Origin of the sequence: Streptomyces ipomoeae 91-03, assembly GCF_000317595.1 — a bacterium.
Lineage (GTDB): Bacteria > Actinomycetota > Actinomycetes > Streptomycetales > Streptomycetaceae > Streptomyces > Streptomyces ipomoeae.
In genome coordinates this window covers 1-14,389 of sequence record NZ_AEJC01000374.1, presented here as the reverse complement: position 1 = coordinate 14,389, position 14,389 = coordinate 1, and the positions used below count along the sequence as shown (strand labels likewise).

Here is a 14,389-nt window from a genome sequence, read left to right as displayed (position 1 = left end):
CCTGCCTGCTGCTCCGGTTCCCCCTGCCTCTGATGTTCTGCGCGCTTCTGGCGCACAGACATGCGCCAGAACGTCGTTGACGCCGAAAGTACGGCCGGACAACCCTGGATCCGGCCGCAGATCGCCCGTGACCAGCGGATCCATGACGCCGAAGGGCGCCCATGGGACAAGGAGCCGAGGATGCCGACGAGCCGCGACACCCGCGACGCGGAAGGACCCGAGGGCGCACCCCCGGGGGCACTGCACGGCGTACGGATCGCGGACTTCTCCCGGGTCCTGGCCGGTCCGTACGCCACGATGCTGCTCGCCGACCTCGGTGCCGAGGTCGTCAAGGTGGAGCGGCCCGGCACCGGTGACGAGACTCGCGCCTGGCGGCCACCGGTCGACGCCGACGGCACCTCCACCTACTACCTGAGCGTCAACCGGAACAAGCGGTCGGTCGCCCTCGACCTCACCGCCGACGAGGGGCGGGAACGGGCCCGGCGACTGATCGCCGACTCGGACGTCGTGGTGGAGAACTTCCGCCCCGGCACCATGGAGAAACTGGGCCTCGGTCCCGCGGAACTGCTGGCCGCCGACCCCCGGCTCGTCTACTGCTCCATCACAGGCTTCGGCACCGGACCCGGCGCCGCGCTCCCCGGGTACGACCTGCTGGTGCAGGCCGTCGGCGGGCTGATGAGCGTCACCGGCGCACCGGACGGGGACCCCGCCAAGGTGGGCGTGGCGCTCGTCGACGTCATCACCGGGCTCCACGCCTCGCTCGGCATCCTCGCCGCGCTCCGCCACCGCGAGCGGACCGGCGAGGGACAGCTCGTCGAGGTGAGCCTGCTGGGCTCGCTGCTGTCGGCGCTGGTCAACCAGGCCTCCGGTTATGTGTCCGCCGGGGTGGTGCCGGGCCGCCTCGGCAACGCCCACCCGAGCATCGCCCCGTACGAGACCTTCCGCACCGCCGACCGCCCGATCGCCCTGGCGGTCGGCAACGACCGGCAGTTCGCCGCACTGGTCACCGCCCTCGGACGCCCCGGACTGGCCGACGACGCCCGCTTCCGCGGCAACCCCGACCGCGTCGCCCACCGCGCCGAACTCCGCACGGAACTGGAGGAACCGCTGCGCACCCGGACGGCCGACCACTGGGCACAGGTGCTCCCAGCGGCCGGAGTACCGGCCGGACCGGTCAACTCGCTCGACGAGGCCTTCGCCCACGCCGAACGGCTCGGCCTGCAGGCCGTCGTCGACATCGCAGGCGTCCGCCAGGTCGCCCACCCGATCCACCTCAGCGGCTCACCCGCCCAATACCGGCTCCCCCCACCGCGATTGGGCGAGCACACCGACGACCTGTTCGGCCGTGGCCCCGATGCCGAACAGAACCAGGAAGAGAAGAACGCATGACCATGACCAGCACCGCGACCGACACCCCGGCGCTCGACCTCGACTGCGAGCATCTGTTCACCGCCGAGGAGACCGCCTGGCGCGACAAGGTGCGGGCCTTCAGCCGCGAACGCATCGCGCCGACCGCCGACGCCGACTTCGAGGACCGGCACTTCCGCCGCGAACTGGTGCGGGAACTGGGCGGATTGGGCGTACTCGGCATGCATCTCGACGGCCATGGCTGCGCCGGAGCGGGCGCGGTGTCGTACGGACTGGCCTGCCTGGAACTGGAAGCCGTGGACAGCGCCTGGCGCACCTTCGTCTCCGTACAGGGATCGCTGGCGATGTCGGCGATCTCCAAGTGGGGCACGGAGGAGCAGAAGACACGCTGGCTGCCGGAGATGGCCGCGGGCCGGGCGATCGGCTGCTTCGCGCTCACCGAACCGGACGGCGGCAGCGACCCCAAGTCGATGCGGACGACGGCCCGACGGGACGGTGGGGGAGACTGGGTGCTCGACGGAGCCAAGCGCTGGATCGGCCTGGGCAGCGTCGCCGACGTCGCCGTGGTCTGGGCGAACACCGAGGACGGCGTACGCGGCTTCCTCGTCCCGGCGGGCACACCCGGCTTCACCGCCACCGAGATCACCAACAAGCTCTCCCTGCGCGCCTCCATCCAGTGCGACCTGCGTTTCGACGACTGCCGGCTCCCCGCCGACGCCGTCCTGCCGGGCGCCACCGGGCTGCGCGGGCCGTTCAGCTGCCTCAACGAGGCCCGCTACGGCATCATCTGGGGCGTCATGGGCGCGGCCCGCGAATGCCTGAGCGCCGCCGTCGAACGCTCCCGGGAGCGCCGGGTGTTCGGCAAGGCCCTCGCCGAACTCCAGCTCACCCAGCAGAAGGTGGCGGACATGGCCGTCGAGTACCAGAAGGGCCTGCTGCTCGCCGTGCACATCGGCCGCCTCAAGGAGGCGGGCGCCCTCGCCCCGGCCCAGATCAGCGTCGGCAAGCTTAACAACGTGCGCGAGGCCCTCACCATCGCCCGCACCGCCCGTACGATCCTCGGCGGCGACGGCGTCACCAGCGACTTCCCGGTGATGCGCCACATGGCCAACCTGGAGTCCGTACGCACCTACGAGGGCACGGACGAGGTCCACGCCCTGGTGATCGGCCACGCGGTCACGGGCCACCGGGCCTTCGGCTGAGCCCTCGGTCGACGTCGACGGCCGCTGCCCCGGGCCCTCCTGTCAGCTGACGTCGGCCCTCTCAACCGACGTCGGCCCCCGCCGCGCGCAGCCGCTGGATCACCCGGCGGACCGCGGGCGAGGTCTCCTCTCCGCGGTGCACGCCGACCAGCCGGGTGGTGAGCGACACGTCGGCGAGCGGGCGGTGGACCACGCCGGGCATGTGTACACACCGCACCGAGTCCGGTACGAGCGCGACGCCGAGGCCACCGCCGACGAGGGTGAGGGCGGCGACGAAGTCCCTGACGGGCGGGGCCAGCCGGGGAGTGAATCCACCGGCCTCCGCCACTTCATTGATCTGGTCGCGGAAGTCGTGCTCCTCGTCGAAGTGTGGCACGACGAACCGTTCCTCGGCCAGCTCGTCCGCCGGTACGGAGTCGAGGGCGGCCAGCCGGTGGTCCTCGGGGAGGGCGAGGAGCATGTCCTCCACCAGCAGGCAGACCGCCGTCAGATCCGCCGGATACTCCGGCCGCCAACGCAGGAACCCCACATCGATCCGGCCGGAGTCGAGCGCCTCCAGCTGCGCCGGCGTCTCCATCTCCCGCACCCGTACGGTCACGTCCCGCTCGTGCCGCCCGCAGTCGGCGAGGACACGGGTGAGTACGCCGGAGAAGGCGGCGGAGGCGACGTACGCGATCTCGACCTCGCCCAGCTCACCCCGGCCCGCCCGGCGACCCACGGCCTCCGCCTTGGCGGCCTGGGCCAGGGTCAGCCGGGCCTCGGTCAGGAACAGCTCACCCGCGCCGGTGAGCCGGATCCGGGAACGCCGGCCACGGTCGACGAGCCGTACGCCCAGCTCCGTCTCCAGGGCCTTGATCTGCGCGCTCAACGCGGACGGGGCCAGATACAGCCGGTCGGCGGCGTGCCCGAAGTGCAGATCCTCGGCGACCGCCACGAACGACGTCAGCCAGCGCAGCTCCACCGTGGACCCCTCGCGTCCGCGGAACCCCGGGTTCCGACCCGCCCGCAGAACCTCGTGTTCCGATCTCCGTCACGAACTCTGTCGCGATCCTTGTCTTCGCGACAACCGCACCCTACGTTGATGCTAACGATAGCATTGTGCTCGACGGTCGCGCCGTGTTGCGATCCCCGACCGACCTGCCCGACCTGCTTCGACCTACCGACCCGCCCGAACGGAGACGACGATGACGTCGAGAACCATGCGCGCCGCCCGTATGCACGCCGTGGGTGAACCCCTGCGGATCGACGAGGTGGCGATCCCCGTGCCCCGGCCCACGGACGTCCTGGTGGAGGTGCGGGCGTGCGGGATCGTGCCCAACCTCGGCAATGTGCTGCACCACCTTCAGGAGTGGTTTCCGCACCTCCATCTGCCGAAGCTGCCGGCGATATTCGGGCTCGACGCGACCGGCGTCGTGGTGGACAAGGGCGCGCAGGTGCACGGCGTGGACATCGGGGACCGGGTGTACGTCAATCCGGCCCGGTACTGCGGCGGTTGCCGGAACTGCCGGCTCGGCCGGACCACCGCCTGCCGCGCCTACGCCTTCAACGGCTACTTCGGCTTCAGTGGGCACTCGCAGCAGCTCTTCGAGGACTACCCGTACGGCGGACTGTGCGAGTACATGACCGCGCCCCAGTACAGCCTGGTCGTCCTCCCCGACAACGTCTCGCACGAGACGGCCGCCCGCTGGGGTTACCTCGGTACCGGATACCGGGCCCTGCGCCGGGGCGGCCTCGCCCTCCACAGCACGGTCCTGATCAACGGGATCAGCGGCACCCTCGGTCTGGGCGTCGCCCTGTTCGCCCTCGCCCTCGGCGCCCGGAAGGTCCTCGGCACCGGCCGCGACCGCGAACTCCTCGCCAAGGTGAAGGCCATCGCCCCCGAGCGGATCGAGGTGCACGGCATCGACGACGAGGTACCGGTGGGGGAGTGGGCCCGCTCGCTGACCGGCGGCGCGGGTGCCGACCTGGTCGTCGACGCCCTCGGCCCCGGCGCCCCGCACGACACCATGCTCGCCGCCGTCGACGCGCTGGCCCGCGGCGGCCACCACGTCAACATCGGCGCCGTCGCCGGTGACGTACCCGTCCACCTCCACAAGGTGATGGACAACGACATGCAGCTCAGCGGCTCCGCCTGGTTCACCACGGCCGAGGGCCAGGAGATGGCCGACCTCGCCGAGAGCGGCACCGTCGACCTCTCCGTCTTCGAGCACGAGATCTTCAAGCTCAACGACGTCAACACGGCCCTCGCCGTACTGAAGAACCGCAACGGCGGCTTCAGCAACTACGTCATCTGCCCCTAAGGGCTGTCCCGTAAATGATCTACGGCATGCTGGTTGACCTGCTCGTTTCCCGTCACTCGGCGAGGGTGAGGTTGTGCAGGCGGGCGATACCGAGCATGGCGTGGTGGACGCCGTCGCCTTTCAGGCGGCAGTCGCGCAGGATCTTCCAGCTCTTCATCCGGGCGAATACGTGCTCGACGCGGGCGCGGACCTTGCGGTGGGAGGCGTTGTGCTCTTCCTGCCAGGCCGGGAGTTCGGCCTGGCCGCGTTCGCGGCGGTGCGGGATGACCAGGCCGGTGCCCCGGTAGCCGCCGTCCGCGATCACGGTCGTCTTTCCGACGGCGTCCTTTGCGCCGGACAGTTCCCACGCCTTGCAATCGTCGCGGTTGCCCGGCAGTGGCCGGCCGACGGCGACGACGAGCCGGGTGTCGGCGTCGATGACGACCTGGTGGTTGGTGGAGTACCGGTAGTTCTTCGACTGCTCGGCGATGCTGTGGTCGCGGGTCGGCACCAGGGTTCCGTCCGCGATCAGCACGGTGTCCTTGCGGAACCGTTTGCGCTGCTGGAGCGCGAGCGACGGCCCGAGGCGGTCGACAATGCGGTCGGCCGCCGACTTCGATACCCCGAACAACAGGGCGAGCTGGCGCAGGGTGAGGTTCGTGCGCCAGTACGCGGCGACCAGCAGGACCCGGTCCTCCAGCGGCAGGCTCCAGGGCCGGCCCTTACGGACCGGATCCGCGCCCTCCCGCCGCAAGGCGGTGATCAGCTTGCTGAACTGACGCGGACTCAGCCCGGTGAACGGGGCTATCCAAGACGGCTCCGACGCCGTGATCACACCAGCCACACCAAGATCATCTCACCCGTGACCAGCAGTTACGGGACAACCCTTAGCCCGGCTGAGTCGAGCACCGCACCCGTTCGCCTCGGTGAACACTGGGCCAACTGCTCGTGTGCGACAGCGATCTGATCGTGACGTGGTGCCGGGGCGTGGGGTAATCTCCGGCCAAAGAGCCTTCGCGGTCGCCAAGTTGACCGTGAACGTGCTGACGTGACGACAGGCGTGCGGCCCGTCCCGGACTGTGCTGGGGGTGTGACGATGGAGCGGCGGTGGATTCCCGGTGATCCCGAGTACCGGCCGGCCCGGTCACTCCCGGATCACAGCGAAAGCCGTACGCGCTCGTAGCGTCGTCCCGTGGTCGTGACGCGTTCCGCGCGGTAGGAGCGAGTGCCGTCTTCGGGCACTCGGCCGACCACTCCCGCGAACACGCGCTCGTCGGACGCTTCGACCTCTCCACCCCGTACACGTGGCAAGACCCTTCAAGCTGCCATGCCAAGCCCCCTGCGAGGGGTGCGGCAGCGCATGGGCATATCTCAGAGGAGGCAACGATGTTCGATCTTCGGGCAGAGGCGGAGATGAGGCTGCACTCGGACCGAACGGCCAGGGAGATCGCCGTGAAGAAGCGGCACGACGAGGACGGCGAGAGCGGCGTCGCCGTTCAGGAGCCGTCGCGCGACGACGAGGGGCACGAGCTGCACGGCGAGGATCCTGCGTTGCTTCAGCAACTGTGACTTTCCTGCGTGATGGCTGTGTGTCGGCGAGGCGAATCCTTCGCTGATTTCGCAGCCCATCGCGTATGGACGGCCTCACCTGTGGATATGTCGTGGCGATGCGGTGGACCTGTGCAGTTCGCAGTCGTAGACGATATGACCGCCCCGTAGGGTGATCGCCGTTCCCGAAGGTCGGAAACTCCCGCGGATTGTCGACGGCCGCCGCCACGGCCGCGCGCGGGAGTTCTCCGAAGTCATAAGCGATGAGGAAACACGTGCTCAAGCGCGCCATGTCCAAGAACAACCGCTCCTCCCGGCGGCGTGCGGCCTGTACCGCACTCGCCGTCACCGCGGCCCTCACCGGTGCCGCCGTCACGGCGGCACCGTCGGCCGCGGCGCTGGCCTGGAAGTGCAAGACCAGCACCAAGAGCATCGACCAGGCCAACTACGACGGCCCCTGGGCCGACAACTGGGACTTCAAGGTCAAGATCTGCGCCGCGCGCTCCGGCGGCACGGTCTACAGCAAGGCCTCGATCAGCTGGGACGGGCCGGTCGGCGGTGTCGACGACACCAGCATCTTCGACGGCGCGTACTTCCGCCTCGTGCTCAAGAAGCAGCAGTCCGGCACGGACCCGGTGAAGAGGTCCAAGAACGGCGGCGGCATCGAGGCCAAGCTGGAGAACAGCGACGGCAACGGCAACTACAACGGCGGCTACAGCACCGGCACGATCAGCTACAAGCTGGGCGCCGGCAAGGGCTACTCGGACGGCACCCTGTACCTGGACTGGAGCGACGACGGCCACGGCTACCAGCGGCACGACTTCGCCGCCTCCCCGGTGCGCTGAGGTCCCACCCCGACGCCCGGCCGCCGCATCCCCGGCGACCGGGCGTCTCCCGTCGGCCCGACTTCCCCCCGCCGTGCCCCATCGCTACGCGTTCTCGGGGGTGACGTCGGCCGCTGCCGGCGGTATGGCTTGACTATGCGTTGTACGCGAGGGGGAAGTCCCGGGACGGTCGTCGGCGCGTGGTCATGTCGGCGTGGGGACGCGGCATGAGGGCGATCGTCGTGGGGGCGGGCATCGGAGGGCTGGCCGCGACGTTGAGTCTGCGGCGTGCCGGTTGCGAGGTGACGCTCGTCGAGCAGTCGCCGCGGTTCACCGAGATCGGCGCCGGGATCCAGCTCGCGCCCAACGCCACGCGCGTGCTGCGCCTCCTGGGTGTGCTCGACGAGGTCGCCGCCCAGGCCACGCTCCCCTCCCACGCGGAGTTCCGTACCTGGTCCGACGGGACCACGATCTGCCGTTACGTGCTGGGGCGGGAGGCGGAGGAGGAGTTCGGGGCACCGTACTTCCAGGCCCATCGGGCGGACCTGCACAACGCTCTGGTAGCCGCCGTGCCGTCCGAGTCGGTACGCCTCAACACCCTTGTCGTGGGCATCGACCAGGACGACGACTCCGCGTACGTGACGACGGCGAGCGGTGACCGGCTGGGTGCGGATCTGGTCGTGGCCGCGGACGGGATACGGTCCGCGGCGCGTCAGTGGCTCTTCGGCGCGGACGAGGCGGTCTTCTCGAGGACCGCCGCCTACCGGGCGCTCCTCCCGGCCCACGAGGTGGCCGATCTGGACCTGCCGGACTTCGGCATCTGGCTCGGACCGGGCCGGCACTTCGTCCACTACTGGGTGCGCCGCGGCGAACTGCTCAACGTCGTCGCCGTGTTCGGCACCGATGCGGCCCGGGAATCATGGACCGCCCGGGCGGAACCGGGAGAACAGCTCCGCGAGTTCGACGGCTGGGACCCGCGCGTGATCAGCGTCCTCGAACGCACGGGTCGGCTCTTCCGCTACGGGATCCACACCCGCGTCCCGCTCACCCGGTGGAACCTCGGCCGGGTGACCCTGCTGGGCGACAGCGCCCACGCCATGGTGCCCTTCCAGGCCCAGGGCGCCGCCCAGGCCATCGTGGACGCGGCCGTACTCGGCGACGCTCTCACGGGCGCGACACCGGCCGAGGTACCCGACGCGCTCGACCGGTACGTACGCCGACGGATCGGGGACGCCACGAGCATGCAGGCCCGCTCGGCGCGAGCCGGCGACGACTACCACCTGCCCGACGGCCCCGACGCCCGCGCCCGCAACGCCCGCATGGCCGCCTACGCGGCCGAACACCGCTTCCTCCCCCAAGCCACCACCTGGACGGCCGGCACCCCCGACCGACAGGGTCACGACCCCCTGGCCCGCCCCGCCTCGCCCGGGTGGTGAGGGCCTCCTGGACGATGCGGTACACGGCGTTGAGGTCGGCGAGCCAGGGCTGCGGGGCGAGCGGGCGTCGCCGCCCGACGTCTCCCCGGCGCCGACGACGGCGAGCAGACGGCGCAGATCACCGAACTGAATCCACCGGGGGACCGGTACCGCGGTACGGGTGGGAGTCCTCCTTGCGGAGTCGGGACGTCGGGGGTCAGTGCCAGCCGAAGCGGCGGTCCACCACCGCGGCGAACTCCTCCAGGGTCAGTACGGCGTCCCCGTTCTGGTCGGCGGCGTCGAACAGCGCGGAGGCGGAGTCCACGTCCCCCACCGCCCAGAACGGCAGATCCCCGGACGCGGCCAGGGACGGGCCCTTCGTCCGCAGGGCGGTGATCACCTCGACGCGGGTCAGCGTCCCGTTGTGGTCGAGGTCGAGCGCCTCGAACAGCTTGCGGGCCTTGTCACTCGACATGCGATCCTCGTCCCCTCTTCCGGACGGGCGGGACGGCGGCGGTCCGACCGGCCTCGCCCACGCATGAAACGTCTGCCGCCCCATCCCGGTTCCCCCGCCGCCGTCCCACCACCGGGCTCGCCCGCGGCCCGTCGCCCGCGTCGGGCGGGCTACAGGGCGCGGGCGACGAGCAGGGCGACGTCGTCGTGGTCGTCGGGATGGCGCAGGCCGTACAGCAGTAGGTCGCAGGTCTCCTCCAGAAGACGGTGTGGTTCGTCGAGAAAGCCGAGCAACGAGTTCAGGCGGTCGTCGATGGGGTGGTACCGGGTCTCCACCAGGCCGTCGGTGTAGAGGACCAGCAGATCGCCGGGGCCCAGATGGACCGTGATCGTCTCGAAGGGCACGCCGCCGACACCGAGCGGCACACCGGCGGGCACGTCGAGCAGCACGGCGCCCCGGCCGGGCCGGGCCAGGGCGGGCGGCATGTGTCCGGCGTTGGCGATACGGCACTCCCTGGTGCGGGGGTCGTACACGGCGTACAGACAGGTGACGATGTAGTGCTCCATATCGCAGGTGATCTTGTCCAGGTGCTGGAGCACGGCGCCCGGGTCGAGGTCCAGGTCCGCGTAGGCGCAGGTGGCGGTGCGCAGCCGGCCCATGGTGGCGGCGGCGTCGATGCCGTTGCCCATGACGTCGCCGACGACCAGGGCGGTCCTTTCGTCGGTGAGGGGGATGACGTCGTACCAGTCGCCGCCGACCTCGCTGGTGGCCTGGGCGGGCTGATAGCGGGACGCGAGTTCCAGACCGGTGTGGTGCGGCGGGTGGTCGGGCAGCAGGCTGCGCTGGAGGGTCAGGGCGGTGTTGCGCACGCTCTGGAACCAGCGGGCGTTGTCGATGGCCACCGCGGCACGTCCCGCCAACTCGGCGGCGAGCACGACGTCGTCCTCGTCGAACGGCAGCGGGTTGCGGGTGCGCTTCAGGTCGAGGGCGCCCAGCACCTCGCCGTGCGCGATCAGCGGCACGGCCAGATACGAGTGAAAGCCGGCCCGGGCCAGCAGCGACCCGGCCTCGGCGTCCCGGGCGATGCGCGGCAGATCCTTGTCGCAGACGTGGCGCACCAGGACCGGCCGACCGGTGTGCACGCACAGGGTGACCAGCCGGTCGCCCTCGTACGAGGCGAGGTCACCGGGCGGGTCGGCGGCACGCAGCGCCACGGTGGGCTGGGCCGCCTTCAGCGCGAGGGCGCGGAACAACTCGGGGCCGTTGTCCGGTCTGCGCGCCCGGCGGCAGGCCAGCGCCGAGTCGAGGACGTCCACGGCGACCACGTCGGCGAGCTGCGGGACGGCGATCTCGGCCAGCTCCCGGGCGGTCTCGTCCACCTCCAGCGTGGTCCCGACACGTGTGGAGGCCTCCGCGATGAGGGCGAGACGTCTACGCGCCCGGTCGGCCTCGGCGGCGACGCGATGCCGTTCGGTGACGTCGACGACCGAGGTGGCCGCGCCCAGCACCCGCCCGCCGGGGTCCTCCAGCCGGTAGAAGGACAGCGACCAGGCGTGCTCGTGGTCGGGGTCGGTCGGCGGGCGGCCCACGTGGTACTGGTCGAGCAGCGGGGTGCCCGTGGTGAGCACCTGTCGTAGCGCGGACTCGATGGTGTCGATGTCGGGCAGGGACAGGGTCTCCCGGAGGAGTCGGCCCACGTGCTGCTCGGCGGGGATGCCGTCGATGCGTTCCAGCGCCGGGTTGACCAGCAGGTACCGCAGGTCGGGGTTGAGCAGGGCCAGGCCGATCGGGGACTGTTCGATCAGCCGCTCGCACAGCGCCAGATCCGTCTCGACGCGCTGGAGCAGGCTGCGGTCGACCGCGATGCCGAGGACGTAGACGTCACCGACGTCGTTCTGCAACCGCATGTGGCGGAACTCCATCAGCCGGCTGCCGCCGTCCTTGTGCCGGATGGGGAAGGCACCCGCCCAGCTCCGGCCGGTCTCCAGCACCTCCGTGAACAGCTTCGCGACCGCATTCAGATGCTCGGGGTGGATGAACAGCCGCGCCGCGTACGTCCCCAGCGCCTCCTGCGAGGTGTATCCGAACAGGTCCTCCGCCTGCGGGGTCCAGAACACGATGCGCCCACCGGCGTCGACGACCATCGCGGCCACGCTGAGGAGGTCCAGCAGGCCGGTGGGCGGGGGCGTCTCCACGGCGGGGGGCGACTCGGTGCCGTACGCGCCCTCGTCCGACCGGGAGGACTCGGCTGTCATCCGCGGACCACCTCCACCGCCGGCCACTCCGTCGGCACCGCCGCACACCCGCGCTCCGACCACCGGTACTTCCATGTTCCCTCCGGCCCGGGGCGACCGAAAGCACAGAGGGCCGCGGAGAGCGAGCGGGGGAGAGGCCGGGCCGTTCCCCTCAGCGGCCCCCTCCTGCCGAAAAGCCGCTCCCACCGTCCCGGAGGGGGCCCGCCCACCGGGAGCCGTGCGCATCGGGCCGACAAGCAGGAACATGGTCGTGTGGACGGGAGGCACTCGCCCCGCACCGGAAACGGCACCGGTGCCCCCGCCCGGAACGGCACCGGGATCGTGTCGGAAGCGGCGTTGGTGTCCGTCTGGAGTGGTGCCGGGGCCGCGTCGGAAGCGGCGTTGGTGTCCGGCCTGCAGTGGCGCCGGGGCCGCGTTGGAAACGGCGTCGGTGTTTGTCCCGGAGCGGTGCCGGGACCGTGTCCGGAGCGGTACCGGGACCGCGTCCGGAACGGTGCCGGTGTCCCAGCCCGGAGCGGCATCGGGACCGTGTCCCGAACGGCATCGGTGTTCCGCCCCGAGCGGCACCGGTATCCCATTCGAATCGAGTCTGAATCGCCCCCATGGATCCCGTGAGAGAAGCCCCCGACGGGTCACCGACGCCCGCGGGACCGCACGACCCTCTCGACGCCTCCACCGACGCCGCGGCGGTGGTGTCCGGTGAGGGCGTGGTCATCGGCTGGACCCGTGGCGCCGAGGCGCTGCTCGGCCACCGGGCCGCCGAGGTGGTCGGCGGCTCCGCCGCGCCCCTGGTGGCGATGCCCGGGGACCCGGCGAGGGTGGCCGGGGTCGCGGCGCGCTGCCGCGCCGGAATGGGGTGGAGCGGCCTGATCCCCGTACGGCACCACGACGGCCGGACCATCGACGTCGACCTGCGGGTCTCCGCGTCCTTCCGCATCGGCGCCGACGAGTGCTTCCTGATCTCGGCGCGCGAGCAGCGGCCCCAGTGGACGGTCGGCCGGTCGATCCTCGACGGATTCCTCACCCGCTCCCCGATCGGTATGGCGGTGATGGACCGGGAGCTGCGCTACGTATGGCTGAACGACACCCTGGAACGGTTCGGCGGGGTACCCCGTGAGCAGCGGCTGGGCCGGCGGCTGAGCGAGTTGCTGCCCGGGCTGCAGACGGCCACCATCGAGGGCCTGATGCGCGAGGTCCTGGACACCGGGGTCCCGGTCACCGACTACGAGTACCTGGGCTGGAGCTGGGCCGACCCGCACCGCCGGCACGCCTACTCCACGTCCTTCTTCCCCCTGCTCGACGCCGACGACTCCGTCACCGGGGTCTGCTACATGGTCCAGGACGTCACGGAGCGCTGGCACGCGCGCCGGCTCCTGACGCTGGTCAACGAGGCCGGGGCCCGCGTCGGCACGACCCTGGACGTGATGCGGACGGCCCAGGAACTCGCCGACTTCGCCGTGCCCCGCTTCGCGGACTTCGTCGTCGTGGACCTCCTGGAGCACGTGTTCAGCACCGAAGGGCACGGCACCTGGCTAACGGACGCCGGACCGGCCCCCGTCAGACCGGTGCTGCGCCGCGCCGGACTGGCCTCGGCGCGGGAGGGCGCCCCGGAGGCCGTCGCGCGGATCGGGGACCGGTCGGGCTTCTTCCCTCCGGCGCACGACGTGAAGCTGCTCATCGACGGAGAGCCCATCCTCATCCCCGTACTCGATCCGTCCGACGCCATGTGGGCCGATGAGCCCCGGCGGGCGGCGAGCATCCGGGAGTTCGGACTGCACTCCCTCATCTCGGTGCCGATGCGGGCCCGCAACACCGCCCTGGGCATCACCACGTTCGTACGGTCCCTCAACCCCGCCCCGTTCCAGCCGGACGACGTCCTGCCGGCCCGGGAGCTGGTGGCGCGGGCGGCGCTGTGCGTCGACAACGCCCGCCGCTACACCCGGGAACACACGGCGGCGGTCACCCTCCAGCGCAGTCTGCTGCCGCAGGCGCTGACGGGCGGTACGGCGCTGGAGGTGGCCTCCGCCTATCTGCCGGCCGACGCCACGGGCGGGGTGGGCGGCGACTGGTTCGACGTGATCCCCCTGTCCGGCGCCCGCGTCGGCCTGGTCGTCGGCGACGTCGTGGGCCACGGCATCACCGCCGCGGCGACCATGGGCCGGCTGCGCACCGCCGTACAGACCCTGGCCGACATGGAGATGCCGCCCGACGAACTGCTGGCCCACCTCGACGACCTTCTGCTCCGGCTCAGCGCGGAGAGGTCCGACGACGAGGCGGCCCACCAGCCCACGCCCGTCTTCCTCGGGGCCACCTGCCTGTACGCCGTCTACGACCCGGTCACCCGGCGTTGCACCATGGCCCGTGCCGGACACCCGCCGCCCGTCGTCATCGCTCCCGACGGCCAGGTGTCCTTCCCCCAACCGCCGCCCGGTCCTCCGCTCGGGCTCGGCGGGGTGGCGTTCGAGGCCACCGAGATCGAACTCGCCGAGAACAGCCTCATCGGCCTCTACACCGACGGCCTCATCGAGGGCGGCGACCGCGACATGGAGCGCGGCATGCCCCGACTCGCCGAGGTACTGGCCCGCTGCGACGCCGACCTCGGCACCCTGTGCACCTCCGCCGTCCGGCAGCTCGTGCCGGTGCCGCAACCCGACGACATCGCCCTCCTCCTGGCCCGCACCCACGCGCTCCGCGCCGACCAGGTGGTCTCCTGGGACGTGCCCGTGGACCCGGCCGTCGTGGCCGACGTCCGGGCCCGGGCGATCCGCCAGGTCGTGGCCTGGGGCCTCGACGACCTCGCCATGACGACGGAACTCGTCGTGAGCGAACTCGTCACCAACGCGATCCGTTACGCCGCCCCGCCCATCCGCCTGCGCCTCCTCCACGACGCCCGCCTGACCTGCGAGGTCTCCGACGCCAGCAGCACCGCCCCCCGACTGAGACACGCCCGCAGCCTGGACGAAGGAGGCCGCGGCCTCTTCCTGGTGGCCCAGCTCTCCCATCGCTGGGGCACCCGCTACACGGCCGACGGGAAGATCATCTGG

General features: G+C 71.4%; 11 protein-coding genes. 7 read left to right on the top strand and 4 right to left on the bottom strand.

Annotation, left to right across the window (positions count from 1 at the left end):
* Positions 1–180 precede the first annotated feature (180 nt).
* Complete coding sequence (locus STRIP9103_RS24195) at positions 181–1,389, top strand: CaiB/BaiF CoA transferase family protein (protein ID WP_009321048.1); 1,209 nt, start codon at positions 181–183, stop codon at positions 1,387–1,389.
* Positions 1,386–2,570 (top strand): acyl-CoA dehydrogenase family protein, encoded by a 1,185-nt coding sequence (locus STRIP9103_RS24190; protein ID WP_009321051.1) that lies wholly within the window; start codon positions 1,386–1,388, stop codon positions 2,568–2,570. The genes STRIP9103_RS24195 and STRIP9103_RS24190 overlap by 4 nt, the downstream gene beginning before the upstream one ends.
* Positions 2,571–2,631: 61 nt before the next feature.
* On the opposite strand, the gene STRIP9103_RS24185 is transcribed toward STRIP9103_RS24190, so the two are convergent.
* Complete coding sequence (locus STRIP9103_RS24185) at positions 2,632–3,531, bottom strand: LysR family transcriptional regulator (RefSeq protein WP_009321046.1); 900 nt, start codon at positions 3,529–3,531, stop codon at positions 2,632–2,634.
* A 223-nt stretch (positions 3,532–3,754) separates the two neighbouring features.
* Here STRIP9103_RS24185 and STRIP9103_RS24180 point away from each other — a divergent pair, with 223 nt between their 5' ends.
* On the top strand, positions 3,755–4,870 hold the full coding sequence (locus tag STRIP9103_RS24180; RefSeq protein WP_048820882.1) for an alcohol dehydrogenase catalytic domain-containing protein: 1,116 nt from the start codon (positions 3,755–3,757) through the stop codon (positions 4,868–4,870).
* Between the two features lie 52 nt (positions 4,871–4,922).
* Here the strand turns inward: STRIP9103_RS24180 and STRIP9103_RS24175 are convergent, their stop codons facing one another.
* On the bottom strand, positions 4,923–5,693 hold the full coding sequence (locus tag STRIP9103_RS24175; RefSeq protein WP_009307918.1) for an IS5/IS1182 family transposase: 771 nt from the start codon (positions 5,691–5,693) through the stop codon (positions 4,923–4,925).
* A gap of 542 nt (positions 5,694–6,235) precedes the next feature.
* On the opposite strand from STRIP9103_RS24175, the gene STRIP9103_RS24170 reads away from it, so the two are divergent.
* The 3 genes from STRIP9103_RS24170 to STRIP9103_RS24160 all read left to right on the top strand — a co-directional run bounded on the left by STRIP9103_RS24170 (position 6,236) and on the right by STRIP9103_RS24160 (position 8,657).
* Positions 6,236–6,418: a hypothetical protein gene (locus STRIP9103_RS24170; protein WP_009321050.1), complete on the top strand. Its 183-nt coding sequence runs from the start codon at positions 6,236–6,238 to the stop codon at positions 6,416–6,418.
* Between the two features lie 254 nt (positions 6,419–6,672).
* Positions 6,673–7,242 carry a hypothetical protein gene (locus STRIP9103_RS24165; RefSeq protein WP_009321052.1) on the top strand — a complete coding sequence of 190 codons (570 nt, stop codon included), beginning with the start codon at positions 6,673–6,675 and terminating at the stop codon, positions 7,240–7,242.
* Positions 7,243–7,448: 206 nt separating this feature from the next.
* Positions 7,449–8,657: an FAD-dependent monooxygenase gene (locus tag STRIP9103_RS24160; protein ID WP_078614029.1), complete on the top strand. Its 1,209-nt coding sequence runs from the start codon at positions 7,449–7,451 to the stop codon at positions 8,655–8,657.
* Positions 8,658–8,853: 196 nt separating this feature from the next.
* Here the strand turns inward: STRIP9103_RS24160 and STRIP9103_RS24155 are convergent, their stop codons facing one another.
* A complete protein-coding gene (locus STRIP9103_RS24155) occupies positions 8,854–9,111 on the bottom strand; it encodes an EF-hand domain-containing protein (protein ID WP_009321047.1) in 258 nt (85 codons plus the stop codon).
* A gap of 149 nt (positions 9,112–9,260) precedes the next feature.
* Positions 9,261–11,345 (bottom strand): SpoIIE family protein phosphatase, encoded by a 2,085-nt coding sequence (locus tag STRIP9103_RS24150; RefSeq protein ID WP_009321056.1) that lies wholly within the window; start codon positions 11,343–11,345, stop codon positions 9,261–9,263.
* Positions 11,346–11,947: 602 nt separating this feature from the next.
* On the opposite strand from STRIP9103_RS24150, the gene STRIP9103_RS24145 reads away from it, so the two are divergent.
* Positions 11,948–14,389, top strand: a 2,442-nt coding sequence (locus STRIP9103_RS24145; protein ID WP_048820881.1) for a SpoIIE family protein phosphatase, incomplete at its 3' end; no start/stop codon positions are given.